This is a genomic window from Gordonia spumicola (assembly GCF_009932475.1).
In the GTDB taxonomy this organism is placed as follows: domain Bacteria; phylum Actinomycetota; class Actinomycetes; order Mycobacteriales; family Mycobacteriaceae; genus Gordonia; species Gordonia spumicola.
The window spans coordinates 1,649,490-1,668,073 of record NZ_BJOV01000005.1; the positions used below are offsets into that span (position 1 = coordinate 1,649,490).

Genomic DNA, 18,584 nt, shown 5'->3' on the forward strand with positions numbered 1-18,584 from the left:
TGAGGCGGGGTCCCCGCCCGAGCGCACCTGGCGTTGGGGAAGTACGTCAGGGTCGATCGGGCCGAGGCCTCGTCTCACCGCAGGTGTCGTCGTCCGTCGTTGTTCAGTTCGTCAAGTCAGAGGATCGAGTCGAGTGCGCTCGATCCGGCGTTCGAGAACGCCTCTTCGTGCTGTGCCTGGTACTCGCGCCACTTCTCCGCGTCCCAGATCTCGAGGTGATCGAACGAGCCGATCACCACGCATTCCTTGGTGAGCTCCGCGTATTCGCGATGCTCGGCCGAGAGGCTCACCCGCCCCTGCCCATCCAGTCGTTGCTCGTCGGTCCCTGCGAAGAAGTACCGCAGGTAGGCCCGCGCCTCGGGTTCGTTGCGCGATGCCGCCACCGCCTTCTCCGCGATGACGTCGTAGTCATCGATTCGATACACCGACAGGCTTCGGTCCTGGCCTCTGGTGACCATGACTCCTCCCGCCAGTGCGTCGCGGAACTTGGCCGGCAAGGTCAACCGCCCCTTGTCGTCGAGCTTGGGTGTGTAGGTGCCGAGAAAGCGTGCCACGTCGGCGCCTCCTCACCCGTTCTGGTTTCGGCGGATCCGGTCTCCCCCTCGCCCAGCGATGCCCACACTACCCCACTTTCCACCACTTTCCACCCCAGAAGCCCCACCGATCCCCCACGCCAAGTCATCTATGCAGGTCAAGGCGCATGACGCTTGGTAGATTCTCAGGAAACAACCAGCACACACACAGCGCGTCGCACGTCACTGATGATGCAAAACAGCAGCAGAGTGACGTTGGAGGCCGCAATACGGCCGTGGTGGGTGAAAGTGGGGAGCCCGTGTGGGGCATTGTGGGGAACCCGGGGGCGACGGGTGGGGAACCGACGAGAACGGGGCCGCACCCCTCTCCGAATGGAGAGTGGTGCGGCCCCGTTCTGCGGAGTCGGACTGTGGCTGGCGGCCCTTAGTGGTCGTCCTGCTCGAAGCGGCGCTGGAAGCGCTGTTCCATCCGCTCGCTCAACGACGACTTACCCGGCTTGGCCTTCGACGAACCGCCGCGCGCGGGTGCCGCCGAACCAGCGGCTCCACGCGGACCGAACATGCCGAACGCCGCGGATCCGAACATGACGAGGAATCCGATGAAGCTCAGAATACGGAGACCACCGACCTCCACGTCGACCATGAGGCCCCCGACGAGGAGCGCCAGACCGGCGAGGAAACCGAGCACGGCGACGAGACGCCGCCGTGCAGTGGGACGACCGACGCGCTGTTTGGTCACGCTCGAGGCGAACTTCGGGTCCTCGGCGTACAGCGCGCTTTCGATTTCGTCGAGCATGCGCTGCTCGTGCTCAGAAAGCGGCACCATCCCCTCCTCGCTGATCATCTGGGCGTCCTATGTCAATGCCCAGTACATGTTCATGATACGAGCAGATCCGCCTGGCGACCACCGGTCCGGCCGGACGAACGACGCCGAACGCCGATCTTGCCCTGTTCGTACGCCAACAGTGTGGCATCTGCCACGTCGAGGAACTCCATCGCCCTCCGCTCGACGCGCCCGCACAGCGTCGAGTCGACCGACCTGACCAGGCCCGCCTCCACGTGGCCCCGCATCGCCGACAGACCGCCGAAGTACTCTGCGAGGTCGCGCGCCTCCGGCGCGACCGCCTTGATCCGGCTCCACGCGTCGCGCGCGTCACGACGGCGTCGGACCGGTCCGGGCGGCTCGTGCACCGCGAGCACCGCGGCCGACGCGCGGATCGCGGCCAGGTAGAAGAGGCGGAACCGCTCGGCTCCGTCGTCGTCGACGGCGGACGCCTCGTCGAACAGCGCCTCGGCGCGTTCCAAGAACTCGCGGCTGCGCAACACGACGTGCTCGTCGACCGGATTGCCTGCCTGCGCCTGTGACCGTGCCATCTCGTGTCACTTCCCTTCGCGGTGTCTGCGCCTGCGACGGAGGGCCCGTCCGGCGATCTGCTGACACCGTCCCACGGGGGTCCGACAATTCCGTTCGCGCTATTGTCGCGTGAACTCCATCACCGACCGGATAGGACCGCACGATGACCTCGCGTTCGACGTCCCCGTACCGCCTCGTGGCGCTGCGCCCCGAGGACGTGAACGTGTGGCTCGATCCGGCTGTCCACACGTATGTGACCGCGATGGGCTACCCGAAGGGCACCGAGTCGATGCGCGCGCCGCTCTGGCGCGATCACCTCGGCAGGCCCGGCTGGTACGCCGTCGGCGCACTGACCCAGGTCTCGAGCCTCGACACGCTGAGACCGACGATCAGCAGGCTTCGGGTCGACTCGATGGCCGGCGGCGACCGGGAGATCCTGGTCGGCGTCGCGTACGGCTACCACGGCGCCCGCGATCAATGGTGGAATCAGCAGCTCCGGACGGGGCTGCGGCGCACCGGGCGCACGAGCGCCGAGATCGACGCGATCACCGGCGACTACTTCGAACTCACCGAACTCCACGTCCACCCGATGGCCCAGGGCGAAGGCCTCGGTCAGCGACTGCTGACCGCGCTCCTCGCCGACCGCCCCGAATCGGCCGTCCTGCTGTCCACGCCGGAGGTCGAGCAGGAGCGCAACCGCGCCTGGGCGCTGTACCGTCGCCTCGGCTTCCGGGACGTGCTGCGGGGATTCACCTTCGTCGGCGATCCACGTCCGTTCGCATTCCTCGGGCGCTCGCTCCCGTGTCGTGCCGAGGATGCGGCCGACCCTCTGGCACGATGACACCCGTGAAGTCACTGCGCAGAGCCCCGATTCTCGCCGTCGTCGCCCTGCTGGCGCTGATGCCCCTGCTGTCGGGATGCCTCACCAAGTCGACGACCGTCGGCGACCAGTTCTCCGGCCGGATCCTCGTCGTGACCAGCCCCGAGAGCAACCCGACCACGCCGACGTTCGACATCCCAGCTTCGCTCGGCGGCCAGGTGTGGGCCACCGAGTTCCCGTCGAAGGACGCGGCCGCCGCACCGACCGCCAGCAAGGCCCCGGACGCAGGCGACGCCGTCGTGCCCACCGCGGAAGGCAAGAAGGGCACGCAGCTCTCCTTCGACCATCTCTCGACCGGCCAGTTCGGCCAACTCGGCGACATCATCGCCGCCGCGCTCCCCGACCCGACCGCGACCGTCGATCTGAAGGTGACGCGCAGCGGCGACTTCGTGCGATTGCGCGGGTCGGCGGCGCTCGCCGGACTCGACCCGGCGACGTCGTTCCTGTCCATCACCGTCGACTTCGCGGGTCCCGTCGCGGCCACCAACGGCCATCAGGTCGGCGATTCGACGGTCGTCTGGATTCCGCAGCCCGGTCAGACGACCGAATTCAACGCCGACTCCGAGTACGCCGATCCGGCCACCGCGGCCGTCCCCAGCTGGACGTGGTTCATGATCCTGCTGTGCGCAGCGCTGGTCGCCTTCGTCGCGTTCGCCGCGTACAAGAACCGGGACAACAGTCCCCGCCCCGGCCGTGTCCAGAAGAAGGACAAGGACAAGGCCGACGCCTGAGCGAGCCGCCGGTCGAGAGGTCAGGCTCCGACGAGCGCGCCCCGGGTGTCGACGCCGATGCGCTCGAGGACCTCGCTCGTCGCCTTGGTGAAGTTGAGGCTGCAGAAGTGCAGGCAGGGCGCGCCGTCGTCGATGAGACGCTGGGCCATCTCGGCGCACAGGTCGATGCCGACCTCGCGGATCGCCGCCTTGTCCTCTTCCGGTCCGTCGCCGGCCGCCGCGACCAGACGCTTCTCGACGTCGGCCGGGATCGTGCTGCCGGACAGCTCGGTCATGCGGCGGGCGGACGCCAGTGACGTGATCGGCATGAGCCCGGGGATCAGCGGTTTCGCGCCTTGTTCGGCGTCCGCGGCCACCACCCGGTCGCGGAGACGGAAGTAGTCTTCGACATCGAAGAACATCTGCGTCACCGAGTACTCGGCCCCGGCACGGAGCTTGCGGACGAGGTTCGCGGTGTCCGCGTCGAGGTCGGGCGAGCGGTGGTGGCCTTCGGGGAAGGCGGCGACACCGGTGTTGAACTCGCCGAGCGATCCGATGAGTTCCACGAGTTCGGACGCGTATTCGACGCCCTCGGGATGCTTGATCCACTCGCCGAGCGGGTCGCCGGGCGGATCGCCGCGCAGCGCCAGCAGGTTGACGATCCCCTTGTCGGCGTACGCGCCGACGAGGGCACGCAGCTCGTCCACGCTGTGGTTGACGGCGGTGAGATGGGCGACTGTCAGCAGGGTGGTCTCGGTGGCGAGCTCACCCGCGATCCGCACGGTGCGGTCGCGGGTGGAGCCGCCCGCTCCGTACGTCATCGACACGAACGCCGGGTTCATTCGTTCGAACACGCGCACGGCGCGCCACAGCCGCGCTTCGGCTGCCTCGTCGCGGGGCGGGAAGAATTCGACCGAGAACGGCACCGGACCGCTGTGCGGTGCGGCCAGCCGTTCGACGACCGACTGTCCACGGTGTGCGGATGCCGTCGTCTCCTTGCGTTCACTCACTCCCCGATCATACGGATGCGACGGACGCGCCACGATCGACGCCGTGCCGCGCACCGACCCGACGCCGAGCGCCGTGAGTGCGGTCGGCGCGCTCGGCACCGGTAGGGTTGCCGACGTGGTGAATCTGACGGAGCTGCCCGCGGCGGTGGACGAGGTGCTCGGCGAGTTCTTCCAGGCCACGTCACCGATCCTGGAGGCGATCTACCCGACCGTCGGCGAAGCCGGATCGGCCCTGCGCGAGTTCGTGATGACCGGCGGCAAGCGTGTCCGGCCCCTGTTCGTGTTCGCGGGCAGGCAGTGTTCACCCCCCGCCTCCGGAGATAAAATCACCCTGAGCGAAACTCCGGACGCGCTGGCCGAAACCCTGCGCGTGTGTGCGGCGATCGAACTCATCCAGGCGTGCGCGCTCGTCCACGACGACATCCTCGACCGCTCCGACACACGACGCGGCAACCCGACCGTCCACCGCCGTTTCGAGGCGCTGCACGCCGCGCGCGGCTGGTCGGCCGCTTCAGGCCACTACGGTGATTCGGCGGCGATCCTGATCGGCGACCTCGCACTGGCCTGGGCCGACGACCTCTTCCACGGGGCGACGCCGACCGGCGCGACCGACCAGTCCGCCCCGCATCGGCCGGTCCCGTTCGACGCGACGGCCGTGTGGTCGCAGATGCGCACCGAGGTCCTCGCGGGCCAGTTCCTCGACATCACCAACGAGGTGTCCGGCGACGAGTCGCGGACCGCGGCCGAACGGGTGATGGCCTACAAGACCGCCGCCTACACGGTCGCCCGCCCGCTGGAGCTGGGCGCGACCCTCGGCGGAGCCGACACCGGACTGCGCCGTGAGTTGCACGGCATCGGCATCGATCTCGGCATCGCGTTCCAGTTGCGCGACGACCTGCTCGGCGTGTTCGGCGACCCGGAGGAGACCGGCAAGCCGTCCGGCGACGATCTGATCGCGGGCAAGCGGACGTCGCTGCTCGCGGTCGGACTGGAGTCGGCGTCCGACGCCGACGCCCGACTCCTTCGCGAGAGCATCGGCCGTGAGCTCGACGACGCCGAGATCGCCGCGGCGCGCGGGGCCCTCACCCGGTCGGGCGCCGTCGCGGAGATCGAACGGGAGATCGCCGAGCGTCGCGATGCGGGCCTGGCCCGCATCGACGCTCTCGGATGCCCGGACGCCGCACGCGCCGACCTGACGACGCTCGCGCACCGCGTGACGAGTCGGAACAAGTGACCGCGATGCGCACGCCGCACGTCGTCGTAATCGGCGCGGGACTGTCCGGGCTCTCGGCAGCGGCCCGCCTGCGGCGCACCGGCGTCGACGTGACGATCGTCGAATCAGGTTCCGTCGCGGGCGGACTGGTGCGAACGGAGACGATCGACGGTCACCGCTTCGACACCGGCGCGACGGTCCTGACCATGCCCGGCCTTCTCGCGGACGTACTCGCGGACGTCGGCGTCGACGAGGAGACGGCACGCGAACGCCTCGCGCTCGCACCGGTCGACCCCGGGTACGTGATGAACTACGCCGACGGAGCCACCCTGTCGCTCCCGCACGATGCGACCGCCATCCCGGACGCCGTCGCCGACACGTTCGGCCCCCGGTCGGGCCGTCAGACCGCCGAACTCCTGACCTGGCTCCGACGCGTGTACGACGCCGAGTTCGACGTCTTCATCGATCGGAATTTCGACGGCCTCGCCGATCTGACCGACGGACGCACCCGTCGCGCCGCCGCCGAGCTCGTCCGCCTCCGGACCCTCGGCGGGTTGACGGGCGCGGTGGGCCGGTTCGTCACCGACGAACGGTTGCAGCGCGCCTTCACGTTCCAGGCCCTGTACGCCGGGGTCCCACCGCATCGCGCGAGGGCGATCTACGCGATCATCCCCGACATGGACATCGGTCGCGGTGTGTGGGCGCCGCGCGGCGGCATGGGCGAGGTCGGAAACGTCGTGGCGTCCGCACTGGTCGACGCCGGAGTCCGGATCGAGTTCGACACCGCGGCCACCGGATTCACCACCGACTCCGACCGCCGGATCGTCGCGGTGGAGACGTCGAACGGCCCCATCCCGGCCGATGCGGTGATCGCCACCGCCGAACGGGACGCGGTCGCCCGTCTGACCGGCGAGGACCGCGGGCGTCGACGTCTCACGTACTCGCCGAGCGCCGTCGTCGTGCACGGTGTGCTGCCTGTCGGTGTGACGGACGCCTGGCGATCGGGTCACCACACGCTCGACTTCGGCCGCGCGTGGACGACGACGTTCGCCGAGATCACCGGGCGGCGCGGCTCCCTCATGTCGGACGGGTCGTTCCTCGTGACGCGGGCCGCCGTCGGCGACGCGGACACGTTCGTGACCGACGGACTCGAGTCGGTGTCGGTGCTGGCGCCGGCCCCCAACCTCGATTCGGCCGACCTGCCCTGGGACGTCCTGGCCCGACCGTACGTCGACGAGGTGCTCGCGACGCTCGCCGCCCGCGGCTATCCCGGAATCGACTCGATGCGGGTGCTGCGGATCGATCATCCACGCACCTGGGAGCGGGCCGGACTGCCCGCGGGCACCCCGTTCTCCGCCGCGCACACGCTCGGCCAGACCGGGCCGTTGCGCACACCCAACCGCTGGCCGACGATCGACAATCTTGTCCTCGCGGGCAGTGCGACCGTCCCCGGCGTCGGCATCCCGCCCGTCCTGGTGTCCGGCGGGCTCGCCGCGGCACGCGTCACCGACCTGCTGCGCGGTGACCGATGACGACAGTCGCGCCCGTACGGCGACGGACCGTCGGGACGTTCGTCGGCCGATACCCCGACGCCGTGCTCGGCTTCGTCGGAGCACTGGCGGTGACCGTCGGCACGTACGGGCTCGCCGACGTCCCACGCAACGACGGAACCCTCGCCGATCTCGGGCTCGCGCCGATGACGTACGGACATGGGAAGACGCTGTCGGGCTTCGTCTTCTGGACCGGTGTCGCGCTGATGGTGTGGGCGTGGGTCCGCATCGGACGGAATCCGAAGGCGATGACCGTGCGCGCGACCGTGACCACCGTCCTGGCGTGGGCGGCTCCGCTGATGATCGCGATCCCGGTGTACAGCCGCGACGTCTACGCCTATCTCGGGCAGGCGACGCTGCTGATGCACGGATTCGATCCGTATCAGGACGGGCCCGCGCACGTCCCCGGCCCGATCGTCGACTCGATGGCGCAGATCTGGGCTCCGACGACGTCGCCCTACAGCCCGGCGTTCATGCTGCTCGCACACGGCGTCGTCGCGGTGACCGGCCAGAACGTGTTCGCCGGTGTGCTCGCGTTCCGGATCGTCCTGCTGCCCGGGCTGCTGCTCGGGCTGTGGGCGGTCCCGAGGATCGCGGCGCATTTCGGCGCGAGTCGTCGCCGAGGGCTGTGGTTCGCGCTGCTCAACCCGATGCTGCTGATCCACCTCGTCGGCGGACCGCACGCCGAACTGCTGCTGATGGGTGTGCTCGCGGCAGGCGTCGCCCTCGTCCTGGACGGTCGGCACGTGCTCGGACTCCTGGTCCTCGGATGCGCGGGCTCACTCAAGGTGACGGCGTTCATCGCGGTGCCGTTCGTCGTGTGGATCTGGATCGATCACCGCCGCCGCGAACGCGCCGTCACCGCGCGCGACGGCGTGGGGGTCTTCGCCGCGACGGCCGCGATCCCCCTCGCCGTGTTCGGCGGGTTCACCGCCCTGCTCGGCCTCGGTCTCGGCTGGCTCAACGGACTCGCGTTCGCCGATCGGATCATCAACTGGTTCACCCTTCCCAGCCTCGTCGGCCACATCGCGAGTTACGTGCTCGCGCCGATCCACGTGTGGAATCTGCAGGCGATCCTGCCCGTCACCCGCACGGTCGGGCAGGCGGCACTGGTGATCGCGCTCATCTGGTTCTTCTGGCGCGGGCGCACCGACGAACGCGAGGCCATGCGCTACATGTGCTGGGCGATGTTCGCCGTACTGCTGCTCGAACCGTCGACACTGCCCTGGTACTACTCGTGGGTCACCGTCCTGGCCGTGGCGTTCACGCTGCCGATGTGGGCCAGGCAGAGCGTCGTGGGCGCGAGCACGTTCTTGCTCATCGCCTTCCAGCCGGACGATTCCATCATCTTCTACAAGCCCGTCGAAACCCTCCTCGCACTCGCATTGTCGACGCTGGCAGCCGTCTCCCTGCGTCACCCGGATCCCCTGCGCCTGCGCCGGGCGGGCGCGTTGCTCCGCGGCCATGAGTGACCCCGTCCGCGGCTTCGCGGTCGCGGCCTCGGTGACGGCCCGTGCGGGCCGCACCTATCACCTCGCTTCGCTCCTGCTGCCTGCCGCGCGACGCCGCGCCGTCCACGCGCTGTACGCCTATGCCCGGATGGTCGACGACGCCGTCGACTCCGGACTGCCGCCCGAGATCGCGGGCGCCCGGATCGACCTGCTCGAGAACGGGCTGCGCGCCGCGCTCCGCTCCGAACCGGCGCCGGCGGCGTTGAGCGTCGACGACGCCGACGTCCTCGCCGCTCTCGCCGTCGCCGTGGCCGACAACGGGATCGCCGCGTCCACCTTCGACGCGTTCGGCAGGTCCATGCGCATGGACCTGCCCGGTTCACCCCTGTTCCGCAACCGCTACCGCAGCTTCGACGAGCTGGCCGAGTACACGTACGGGTCCGCCGCCGTGATCGGGCTGCAGCTGATCCCGGTGCTCGACGCCGACCCGTCTCTCGCCGACGGAGCCGCCCTTCTCGGCGAGGCCTTCCAGCTGACCAATTTCATCCGCGACGTCGCCGAAGACCTCCGTCGCGACCGCGTCTACCTTCCGCTGGACGAGTTGGCCGCGTTCGGCGTCGACGAGGCCATGCTGTCGGCCGACCTCGACCGCCGCCGCACCTCGCGTCCCGTGCGCCGCGCGGTTGCGCACCTGATCGCGGTCAATCGGGATCAGTACCGGCGCACCGCGTCCGCCATCGCGGGCCTGCCCCCGACGACGCGGCCCGCGATCGCCGCCGCGGCCCGCTCGTACAGCGACATCCTGCGGGTCCTCGACGACGCCGACCACGACGTCATGGCGCTGCGCGCCGTCGTCCCGCGCCGCACCCGGCTGCGCCACGCCGCGACGTCCCTGGTCGTGCCCTACCGCTGACGCGGGTGCCCCTCCCGGTGCACACGCAGGGCTATCTCGTCGTCGGACAGGCGATGTCCGTCGGCGCAGCGCATCTCCACCCGGACGGGCGCGTCGCAGTCGATGTGGGCGAGCCGCAGCGGGACGGGGGCGTCGGCGTGCGCCTCGCCCCACTGGAACAGCCCGAAGACGACGGGCATGAGGTCGCGCCCGGAATCGGTGAGCACGTACTCGTGGCGGGTCCGCTCTCCTTCCGGACGGTAGGCGCGTTTGTCGAGCAGCCCGGCGTCCACGAGGCCCTTGAGATTCGCCGACGCCGTCGCGGGTGACATGCCGACGCGGTCGGCGAAGTCGTCGAAACGCGTGGTCCCGTAGAACGCTTCCCGCATGACCAGCATCGCACTTCGGCTGCCGACCACGCTCATGGCCTTCTCGATCGGGCACCGCCCCCTGGTCGTCCACGCGTCTCGGTCCTCCAGCACGCCGTCCAAACGCATGATGCACCTCACATGATCGACTGGGTTCGCCTTACTGAAGTCAGAGTACAGTCACAACTGACTTCAGATGACTGAAGTCAGTGGATGAAGGAGAATCCCATGACCGGAGCCAACCGCGACGCCGTGATCGTCGACGCCGTTCGCACCCCCGTCGCCACCGGCAAGCCGAGCGGCGCATACGCCGACATCCACCCCGTCGACCTGCACGCGCACGCGCTCTCCGCCCTGGTCGAACGCACCGGGATCGACGCGGCCGTCGTCGACGACGTGATCTCGGGCGCCGTGGGACAGATCGGCGAGCAGTCCGGCAACACCGCACGATGGGCGGCCCTCGCCGCAGGCTTCCCCGAATCGGTGCCCGCCGTGACGGTCGACCGCCAATGCGGATCGAGCCAGCAGGCACTCCACTTCGCGGCGCAGGGGGTCATCGCGGGCGCATACGACGTGGCGATCGCGTCCGGCGTCGAGTCGATGAGCCGGATCCCGATCGGCTCCCAGTTCCGAGGCGACGACTTCGCCGGACCGACCGTCGCGCGACGCTACCGGCCCGGACTGATCCCCCAGGGGGTGAGCGCCGAGCTGATCGCCCAGAAGTGGGGCTTGTCCCGCACCCGCCTGGACGAGTTCTCCGTCGAATCGCATCGACGAGCGGCCGCGGCGTGGACCGAAGGACGGTTCGAATCGCAGGTGACGTATGTGAACGACCTCCGCACGGACCAGACGATCCGCCCCGGATCCACCGTCGAGATCCTCGCGGGCCTGCGGCCCGCATTCGCCGGAGACGCCTGGGCCGAGCGCTACCCCGACATCGACTGGCGGATCACGGCGGGCAACAGTTCGCCGGTCAACGACCGGTCCGCAGCGGTCCTCGTCGCCTCCGACGACGCGGCCCGGCGCCTCGGTCTCACACCGCGAGCCCGCGTCCACTCGTTCGCGGTGGCGGGCGACGACCCGATCCTCATGCTGACCGGCATCATCCCGGCCACCCGCCGGGTGCTCGACAGGGCGGGCCTGAGCATCGACGACATCGACGTGTTCGAAGTGAACGAGGCGTTCGCGAGCGTCGTCCTCGCGTGGCAGGCGGAGACCGGGGCCGATCTGGACAAGGTCAACATCAACGGCGGGGCCATCGCGATCGGCCATCCGCTCGGCGGCTCCGGCGCCCGTCTGACGGCTGCGCTGCTGAACAACCTCGAGCAGGTCGACGGCCGTTTCGGCCTTCAGGTGATGTGCGAGGCGGGCGGCCTCGCCAACGCCACGATCATCGAACGGGTGTAGGGCGTGTTACCCGGACGCGGTCAGAAGGCCTGAGCCTGGGCCCGGCGGATGATCTCCCGCGCGGAGTGCGTGTGGAGGGCGTCCGCCGGGCGAAGACCGAGGTCCTCCTGCTCGGTGAACAGCCACGACATCGCGTCGTCGCGCGTGTACCCGCCGTCCAGCAGGGTCCGGACGAGCCCCTCGAAGTGCTTCGCGAGTCCGTCGGGACCGAAGAAGGCCCGCGGGATCACCGGAACGCCGCCGCGCGACGCCGCGAGGAGATTGTGGTCGCGGATCAACGTCCGGACGCGGTTGGACGAGACGCCGAGTCTGCGGGCGGCTTCGTCGAGGTCGACGGTCTCGACGTCGTCGGGAAGGATGTCGATGGAGAGCGGAAGGGAAGCCACGGGCGAAACACTACCCGCACGGCCCGCCGCCTCACGCGACGCTCCGGACGTACCGGGTAGATTCGGTGATCATGACGACCCCCGCCGACCCGCTGATCGGCCGCGTCCTCGAACGCCGGTACCAGATCGACGCGCCGATCGCGCGCGGCGGCATGTCGGCGGTGTACGTCGGCACGGACGTCCGACTCCATCGACGCGTCGCGATCAAGGTGATGGACGCCCGCTACGTCGGCGACCCGCAGTTCCTGCGCCGCTTCGAGTTCGAGGCGCGCGCCGTCGCGGGACTCAGTCATCCCGGACTCGTCGCGGTCTACGACCAGAGCATCGACGGCGACATCGCATTCCTCGTCATGGAACTGGTCCGCGGCGGAAGCGTCAGGGAACTGCTCCGCGAACGCGGTCCTATGCCGCCGCACGCGGTCGCCGCGATCGGCATCCCCATGCTCGGCGGGCTGGGGACCGCCCACCGCGCAGGCCTCGTCCACCGGGACGTCAAACCGGAGAACGTCCTGATCTCCGACACCGGCGACATCAAGGTCGCCGACTTCGGCCTGGTCCGCGCGGTCGCCGAAGCCGGTGTCACCTCCGCGAGCGTCATCCTCGGAACGGCCGCCTACCTGTCGCCCGAACAGGTGTCGTCGACCGACATCGACGCACGCAGCGACGTGTACTCGGCGGGCGTCCTGATGTTCGAGCTGCTCACCGGCCGCCAACCGTTCAGCGGCTCCACTCAGCTGGCACTCGCCTACCAGCGACTGAGCTACGACGTCCCCGCGCCGAGCGATCTGATCCCCGGCGTGCCGCCGCAGATCGACGACATCGTCCTGCGCGCGACCGAACGCAGGCCCGACGACCGTTTCGCCGACGGCTTCGCGATGCAGCACGCGATCCTGGACGCCGTCGACGAGATCGGCCTGCCGCCGTTCACCGTCCCGGCGCCGAGCCAGGCGTCCGCACGGGTGACCAACGCGATCGCGCGGCCGGTGGTGCCCCGTGACATCGCGCCGCCCGCGGTGGCCCGTCCACGAGACGTCGCGGGCACTCGCCAGGCGACCGATCCCGAGGGCTACCCCTACGATGCCGACGAGTACGACGACTACGCGCCCGACGACTCCGACCTGTACGACGCCGACTACGACGATCCGCCGGAGCCGCGGAACGCCCGACGGGCCGACGAACCCTCCCGCGATCTTCTGCCGACTACCCGCGGCACGGCGACGTTGGTGTGGTTCCTGCTGGTCATCGCGGTCGCGGCCGGCCTCGCGGCCCTCGGGTGGGCGCTCGGGTCGGCCGTGTCCTGAGCGGGGTCGGCCCCGCGCGTCGTCAGCCGCGCAGCATCTCGGCGACGAGGAACGCCAGTTCCAGCGACTGCTGAGTGTTCAGACGCGGATCGCACGCCGTCTCGTAGCGGCCTTCGAGGTCGAGATCCGAGATGTCCTGGGCGCCGCCCAGACATTCGGTGACGTCCTCGCCGGTCAGCTCGATGTGGATGCCGCCGGGGTGAGTGCCGAGCGCACGGTGCACCTCGAAGAACCCCTGGACCTCGTCGACCACCCTGTCGAAGTGGCGGGTCTTGAAACCGGTCGACGCGGTGTGCGTGTTCCCGTGCATCGGGTCGCACTGCCAGATCACCTTGTGACCGGTCGCCTCGACGGCCTCGACGATCGCGGGCAACACCTCGCGGACCTTTCCGTTGCCCATGCGCGAGACGAGCGTCAGACGACCCGGGCGGTTGTCGGGATCGAGGAGCTTCACGTACTCGACGGCCTGTTCCGGCGTCGTCGTCGGACCGATCTTCATTCCGATCGGGTTGCTGATCAGCTTGGCGAGCGCGACATGAGCGCCGTCGATCTGGCGAGTGCGCTCGCCGATCCACAGGAAGTGAGCCGACAGGTCGTAGAGGACCGGTTCGTCACCGCCGCGCGGATCGTCGGCCAGACGCAGCATGCCACGCTCGTAGTCGATGACCAGCGCCTCGTGCGAGGCGAAGATCGACGCCGACTCCAGGCTCGAGTCGGTGACGCCGCAGGCGTCCATGAACTTGAGGCCGCGATCGATCTCGGCGGCCAGCGCCTCATAGCGCGCCCCCGCGGGCGACGTGCGGACGAACTCGCGGTTCCAGTCGTGCACGCGCGCCAGACGCGCCTCGGCTCCGGTCAGGGCCCGCACCAAGTTCATCGCCGCGGACGCGTTCGCGTAGGCGCGGACCAGGCGTGACGGGTCGTGGACGCGGGCCGACTCGTCGGCCGCGAGCGAGTTGATCATGTCACCGCGGTACGACAGCAGACCCAACGAGTCGGTGTCCGACGACCGCGGCTTCGCATACTGACCCGCGATGCGAGCGACCTTCACCACCGGGAGGCTGGCTCCGTAGGTGAGGACGACCGCCATCTGCAGCAGGGTGCGGATGTTGCCCTTGATGTGCGGCTCGGTGTTCGCCGCGAAGGTCTCGGCGCAGTCGCCGCCCTGCAGGAGGAACGCACGGCCGTGGGCCACCTCGGCCAACTGGTCGGCGAGATTCTCCACCTCGGTCGGCATGCAGATCGGCGGCACGCTCTCGAGGACGGTCCGCATCTTGCGGGCCTCGTCCGCGGGCCAACTCGGCTGCTGGAGAGCCGGACGCGACAACACGTCCTCAAACCTGGCAGCGAGCGAGCCCGGCAGTGGGGGCAGCTCGGGGAGCTCGTCGAGGGGCACGTCTACGGTCCAGTTCACCACGCCGCTCAGCCTATCCTGCGTGGGCGCCGTCACGTCGCGCCGCCTCGATCGAGAGCCACTTGTTCAGATTGTGGCGGGCATCGGCCAACGCGTCGTGGGCGTCCCGCGGCAGCGGCGGGAGCTCGGGAGAACCCGCGTCCTCCCAGTGCTGCTTCAGCTCTCGGGTGAAACGCGGCAGGTCACGCGGAAGTTCGGTCATCGGACCCCACAGCTGGCAGAGGACGACATGGTCGTATGCCGCGACCCACGCCCAGAGCTCGACGGGACCGTCGCCCGCGGTGAGGAACTCGTACACGTCGTCGCGGATGGCCCGGCGGGATCGCCACGCCTTGTTCGACGGCGACGGCAGTTTGTCCAGGACATTGGTCCGCACCCACCGACCCGCGCGGCCCGGGTCGAACTCGGTGGACACCGCGTAGAACTCTCGGCCGTCCTCGGCGACCACACCGATCGACACGAGATCGATCGTGGTTCCGTCTTCGATGAACTCGGTGTCGTAGAAGTAGCGCACGAGTTGAAGGTTATCGCCCCGGAGCGGCCATAATCTCCCTATGCCCTTGTCGATCCGCGCCGCCGACTCGGCGCTGCGCGCCTGGCGACCGACGACGGCGGTCTCGCTGCTGACCGTCATCGTCTTCGCCGCGTCGTCGACCCTGCAGATCGCCGGCGTGCCGTTCACCTCCAGTTTCGGCACCCGCACCCGGTTCGACATGGACGTCTACCGCCTCGGCGGCCAGATGTGGCATCACGGACTCAGCCTGTACGCGGACGGGTCGATGCCGTTCACGCAGGACGGGATCTGGCTGCCGTTCACCTACCCCCCGTTCGCGGCGTTGCTGTTCACGCCGCTCGGAGCCATGTCGTTGACTGTGACGAGCATCGGCGTGTCGGTGCTCACAGTCGTGCTCATGGTCTACGTGACGAAGGTGACGTTCGACGTGCTCGACGTCGGCGACCGCGCGAACCGCTGGCAGCTCGCACTGCTGGTGTCCACGGCCACCGTCTGGTTCAACCCGTTCACCATGACTCTGGGGTTCGGCCAGATCAACATGGTGTTGATGGCGCTGATCGTCGTCGACGTGTTCATCGTCGGACGCCGCCCCGGCCCCTCGACGAGGCTGCAGGGCGTTCTCACGGGCCTTGCGGCGGCGGTGAAGTTGACGCCGCTCGTCTTCCTCGGAGTGTTCCTCGTCGCCGGTCGGATTCGGGCTGTCGCCGCGGGCGTCGTCGCGTTCGTCGGTGCGGCGTTCATCGGCTGGCTGTGGATCCCCGACGACTCGAAGACCTACTGGACCGACACGGTCTTCCACACCGGCCGTATCGGCGAGCCGGAGGGGCGGATCAACCAGAACCTGAACGCCCTCTGGCTGCGGATCTTCGACGACGGCGGGTCCACCGCGTCACTGCTCTGGGTGGCGTCGAGCCTGGTCGTCACCGTGCCCGCGGTCCTCGCAGTCGTCGCGGCCCGTCCGCGCGATGCGTTCGCGCCGGGTCCGATCGGCGGCCGAGTCGAGGCGATGGTCGTGACCTGCACGATCGCCGTGTGGGGTCTGCTCGTGTCACCGACGACATGGGCACACCACTGGGTGTGGTGCGTCCCGGCGATCGTCACGTGCCTGGTGTTCGTCGCACGGACCGACGACGCCCGTGTACGTCGCGTCTACGGAACGCTCGCCGCCACCGGCGTCGTGATCTTCGCGATCGGACCGTTCCAGCTGCTCCCGCCGATCCAGGACGGATGGGCCTGGTGGCAGCACGTCGTCGGAAACACATACCCGCTCTGGGGACTCGCCCTCATCATCGCCTTCTGGCGTCTCCCCTATCGGCGCGCATAGGCACACCACGCGTAAGGTTCCCCGATCCGGCGCCGATCAGACGAAAAGCGACCGAAGACCGGGAATTCGGGGAACCTTACGCGTCCGAATGATGTCGGAGTGTCAGGCGTTGTCCATGACTTCTTCGGCGGTCTTGTAGGTTCCGTCGTCGTTCTTGAGCTTCTGGGCGTACACGTCGACGTACTGCTGGCCGGAGAGGCGCATGAGGGCGTACATGATCTCGTCGGTGACGGCTCGCTCGATGAAACGGTTGCCCGCCATGCCCTCATATCGGGAGAAGTCGAGCGGCTCCCCGACTCGGACGGTGATCCGCGTTGGGCGCGGAAGGATCGTGCCGGGCGGATTGATGCGGTCGGTGCCGACCATCGCGATCGGGATCACCGGATTGCCCGTCTCCAGGGCCATACGGGCCAGACCCGTCTTGCCCTTGTACAGGCGGCCGTCCGGCGACCTGGTTCCCTCCGGGTACAGGCACAGCAGACGTCCCTCGTCGAGGACTCGCTTGCCCGCGGTCAGAGCGCCCGCGGCGGCCGACGCTCCGGAACGGTCGATCGGGATCTGCCCCGACGAACTGAAGAACCACTTCTTGAACTTGCCCTTGAACCCGCCCTCGGTGAAGTACTCCGACTTCGCGAGGAAGAAGATGCGGCGGCGCACCATCAGCGGCAGGTAGAAGCTGTCGACGACGGCGAGGTGATTCGAAGCGATCAACGCCGAGCCCGACTTCGGGATCCTGTCGTGCCCCTCAATCGTCGGACGACCCATCAGCCGCAGGCCGGGCCCCATGAGGATGTACTTGAAGATGAAGTACCACATGCTCGCGTCCAGTCCCTTCTCGCAACGGCCGTTCGGCTCGTCGACGCGTGGATAACTCTACTGGCTAGCCGAGAGACCTTCGCGGGCCACTTGTGCGGCGCCGATCACCCCGGCCGACTCGCCGAGCTGCGTCCCGCGGATCCGGGCCAGCTGCCGATGTCCGGCGCCGGTCACCGACGCCGCGTAGTGGTCGCGCGCCTCGTCCAGGAAGAGGCCGGACGCCGCACCGACACCTCCGGCGAGGACGATCAGGTCCGGATCGAAGACGTCGGCGATCATGCCGAGACCCAGACCGAGCCACCGTGCGAGATCGGCGTAGGCCGCGACGGCGACCGGATCGCCGTCCGCTGCCGCGGCGGCGACGCGTCGACCGGTCAGTGAACCGGGATCGGCGTCCGACTCCGCCGCCAGGACGCTGCGCCCGAACTCCTGTGAAGCGAGGATCTCGACCGCGGTGTCGACGAGCGCGGTACCGCTGCAGTAACGCTCCCAACAGCCCCGCTTGCCGCAGCCGCACGGTCTGCCGTCCGGCACGACGGTGAGGTGCCCGAGTTCGGGCGCGACGCCGAAGCTGCCTCGATAGATCTCGCCCCCGAGGATCAGACCTGCACCGATACCGGTGCCGATCGCCAGGACCAGCGTGTTGTGCCCGCGAGCGGCGGCGCCGAAATGCAGTTCGGCGACGGCGGCCGCGTTCGCGTCGTGCTCGGCGAAGACGGGCATCCCGATCCGCTCGGACATGTCCGCGGCGACGTCTGCTTCCAGCCACGGCAGGTGAGGTGCGAAACGGACCGTACGACGATCGGGTGTCAGGAAGCCCGCGATCGCGAGTCCGACGGCCCTGACGGCCCACCGGTCGCGCAGTTCGCCGACCAGCCTGTCGAGGCAGTGTTCGAGAGCACCGGCCGTCGAGGGCGTCGCGGTGCGCAAGGTGTCGAGCATGTGACCGGCCGGATCGACGACGCAGGCGCGGACACTGGTGCCTCCGATGTCGATGCCGACAGTGAGGTCCGTGCCGCGACTGGCCGTCATCATCACCGCCCGGGCGTCGCGATGCGGACGGGGATCGACTCGAACCCCGTGCTGGACGTCGGCGGGGCCGCGGGCTCGGACCTCAGCGACCCGGCGATCGCCTCGAGGATCGCGATGAACGCCGACAGGATCCGGGCCAGCAGGTCGCCGAGTTCGGTGAGCAGGGTGCCCAGCTCGGCGGCCAGTTCGGGGATCGGGCCGGGAGCTCCACCGACGGCGGACGCGGCGGCCGACTGTCCCCCGCCGATGATCGCGGCGAGCTGATCGATGTTCGCGGCGAATCCGAGCAGCATCTCCTGCATCGGATCACCGTTCGGGGTGGATCCGGCGCGGGGGTCGCGCGCGTTCGCGGACATCGACTCGTGCTCCTCCATCGGATCGGGCGGCCGGATCTCCGGCCGTCAACGTTGTGAGCGGATTCTACCGGGC

At 69.2% G+C, this 18,584-nt stretch carries 20 protein-coding genes; 9 read left to right on the forward strand and 11 right to left on the reverse strand.

The window, feature by feature from the left end; translation table 11 throughout:
* Positions 1 to 116: 116 nt before the first annotated feature.
* The 3 genes from mraZ to GYB83_RS18905 form a co-directional block, all read right to left on the reverse strand.
* A complete protein-coding gene (gene mraZ, locus GYB83_RS18895) occupies positions 117 to 554 on the reverse strand; it encodes a division/cell wall cluster transcriptional repressor MraZ (RefSeq protein WP_161896869.1) in 438 nt (145 codons plus the stop codon).
* A 403-nt stretch (positions 555 to 957) separates the two neighbouring features.
* Positions 958 to 1,356, reverse strand: coding sequence for an SCO2097 family morphological protein (locus GYB83_RS18900; RefSeq protein WP_161897598.1), 399 nt, complete (start codon positions 1,354 to 1,356; stop codon positions 958 to 960).
* Positions 1,357 to 1,409: 53 nt separating this feature from the next.
* Complete coding sequence (locus tag GYB83_RS18905; protein ID WP_161896870.1) at positions 1,410 to 1,907, reverse strand: SAV_6107 family HEPN domain-containing protein; 498 nt, start codon at positions 1,905 to 1,907, stop codon at positions 1,410 to 1,412.
* A gap of 143 nt (positions 1,908 to 2,050) precedes the next feature.
* On the opposite strand from GYB83_RS18905, the gene GYB83_RS18910 reads away from it, so the two are divergent.
* The gene (locus tag GYB83_RS18910) at positions 2,051 to 2,728 is read left to right on the forward strand and encodes a GNAT family N-acetyltransferase (protein WP_161896871.1); all 678 of its coding nucleotides are present in this window, start codon (positions 2,051 to 2,053) and stop codon (positions 2,726 to 2,728) included.
* A gap of 5 nt (positions 2,729 to 2,733) precedes the next feature.
* Positions 2,734 to 3,498, forward strand: coding sequence for an LppM family (lipo)protein (locus GYB83_RS18915; RefSeq protein ID WP_161896872.1), 765 nt, complete (start codon positions 2,734 to 2,736; stop codon positions 3,496 to 3,498).
* A 20-nt stretch (positions 3,499 to 3,518) separates the two neighbouring features.
* Here GYB83_RS18915 and GYB83_RS18920 read toward each other — a convergent pair whose 3' ends face one another.
* Positions 3,519 to 4,487, reverse strand: coding sequence for a methylenetetrahydrofolate reductase (locus GYB83_RS18920; RefSeq protein WP_161896873.1), 969 nt, complete (start codon positions 4,485 to 4,487; stop codon positions 3,519 to 3,521).
* Positions 4,488 to 4,560: 73 nt separating this feature from the next.
* Between GYB83_RS18920 and GYB83_RS18925 the strand changes: the two genes are divergently transcribed.
* From GYB83_RS18925 to GYB83_RS18940, 4 genes are read left to right on the forward strand one after another with little or no spacing between them, the layout of a single operon-like run.
* Positions 4,561 to 5,721: a polyprenyl synthetase family protein gene (locus GYB83_RS18925; protein ID WP_161897600.1), complete on the forward strand. Its 1,161-nt coding sequence runs from the start codon at positions 4,561 to 4,563 to the stop codon at positions 5,719 to 5,721.
* 5 nt (positions 5,722 to 5,726) lie between these two features.
* A complete protein-coding gene (locus GYB83_RS18930; protein ID WP_161897599.1) occupies positions 5,727 to 7,232 on the forward strand; it encodes a phytoene desaturase family protein in 1,506 nt (501 codons plus the stop codon).
* The gene (gene mptB / locus GYB83_RS18935; protein ID WP_161896874.1) at positions 7,229 to 8,722 is read left to right on the forward strand and encodes a polyprenol phosphomannose-dependent alpha 1,6 mannosyltransferase MptB; all 1,494 of its coding nucleotides are present in this window, start codon (positions 7,229 to 7,231) and stop codon (positions 8,720 to 8,722) included. The genes GYB83_RS18930 and mptB overlap by 4 nt, the downstream gene beginning before the upstream one ends.
* Positions 8,715 to 9,614 (forward strand): phytoene/squalene synthase family protein, encoded by a 900-nt coding sequence (locus GYB83_RS18940; RefSeq protein ID WP_161896875.1) that lies wholly within the window; start codon positions 8,715 to 8,717, stop codon positions 9,612 to 9,614. Before mptB ends, GYB83_RS18940 begins: the two co-directional genes overlap by 8 nt.
* Here the strand turns inward: GYB83_RS18940 and GYB83_RS18945 are convergent.
* The gene (locus tag GYB83_RS18945) at positions 9,605 to 10,090 is read right to left on the reverse strand and encodes a winged helix-turn-helix transcriptional regulator (protein ID WP_371865242.1); all 486 of its coding nucleotides are present in this window, start codon (positions 10,088 to 10,090) and stop codon (positions 9,605 to 9,607) included. The two genes, GYB83_RS18940 and GYB83_RS18945, sit on opposite strands and share 10 nt — an antisense overlap.
* Positions 10,091 to 10,189: 99 nt before the next feature.
* Between GYB83_RS18945 and GYB83_RS18950 the strand changes: the two genes are divergently transcribed.
* Entirely contained in the window at positions 10,190 to 11,368 is a 1,179-nt protein-coding gene (locus GYB83_RS18950; protein ID WP_161896876.1) for a thiolase family protein, read from the forward strand.
* Between the two features lie 20 nt (positions 11,369 to 11,388).
* On the opposite strand, the gene GYB83_RS18955 is transcribed toward GYB83_RS18950, so the two are convergent.
* Positions 11,389 to 11,754 (reverse strand): Rv2175c family DNA-binding protein, encoded by a 366-nt coding sequence (locus GYB83_RS18955; RefSeq protein ID WP_161896877.1) that lies wholly within the window; start codon positions 11,752 to 11,754, stop codon positions 11,389 to 11,391.
* Positions 11,755 to 11,825: 71 nt separating this feature from the next.
* On the opposite strand from GYB83_RS18955, the gene GYB83_RS18960 reads away from it, so the two are divergent.
* Positions 11,826 to 13,055, forward strand: a complete 1,230-nt coding sequence (locus GYB83_RS18960; RefSeq protein WP_161896878.1) for a protein kinase domain-containing protein — start codon at positions 11,826 to 11,828, stop codon at positions 13,053 to 13,055.
* Between the two features lie 22 nt (positions 13,056 to 13,077).
* Here GYB83_RS18960 and GYB83_RS18965 read toward each other — a convergent pair whose 3' ends face one another.
* Positions 13,078 to 14,472, reverse strand: a complete 1,395-nt coding sequence (locus GYB83_RS18965) for a class II 3-deoxy-7-phosphoheptulonate synthase (RefSeq protein ID WP_161896879.1) — start codon at positions 14,470 to 14,472, stop codon at positions 13,078 to 13,080.
* Between the two features lie 10 nt (positions 14,473 to 14,482).
* Positions 14,483 to 14,983 carry a polyadenylate-specific 3'-exoribonuclease AS gene (locus GYB83_RS18970; RefSeq protein WP_161896880.1) on the reverse strand — a complete coding sequence of 167 codons (501 nt, stop codon included), beginning with the start codon at positions 14,981 to 14,983 and terminating at the stop codon, positions 14,483 to 14,485.
* A gap of 40 nt (positions 14,984 to 15,023) precedes the next feature.
* Here GYB83_RS18970 and GYB83_RS18975 point away from each other — a divergent pair, with 40 nt between their 5' ends.
* A complete protein-coding gene (locus GYB83_RS18975) occupies positions 15,024 to 16,307 on the forward strand; it encodes a glycosyltransferase 87 family protein (RefSeq protein WP_161896881.1) in 1,284 nt (427 codons plus the stop codon).
* Positions 16,308 to 16,409: 102 nt separating this feature from the next.
* Here GYB83_RS18975 and GYB83_RS18980 read toward each other — a convergent pair whose 3' ends face one another.
* From GYB83_RS18980 to GYB83_RS18990, 3 genes are read right to left on the reverse strand one after another with little or no spacing between them, the layout of a single operon-like run.
* Complete coding sequence (locus tag GYB83_RS18980) at positions 16,410 to 17,123, reverse strand: lysophospholipid acyltransferase family protein (RefSeq protein ID WP_161896882.1); 714 nt, start codon at positions 17,121 to 17,123, stop codon at positions 16,410 to 16,412.
* A gap of 57 nt (positions 17,124 to 17,180) precedes the next feature.
* Positions 17,181 to 18,155: an ROK family protein gene (locus tag GYB83_RS18985; protein WP_161897602.1), complete on the reverse strand. Its 975-nt coding sequence runs from the start codon at positions 18,153 to 18,155 to the stop codon at positions 17,181 to 17,183.
* Positions 18,156 to 18,157: 2 nt separating this feature from the next.
* On the reverse strand, positions 18,158 to 18,511 hold the full coding sequence (locus GYB83_RS18990; protein WP_161896883.1) for a hypothetical protein: 354 nt from the start codon (positions 18,509 to 18,511) through the stop codon (positions 18,158 to 18,160).
* Positions 18,512 to 18,584 lie beyond the last annotated feature (73 nt).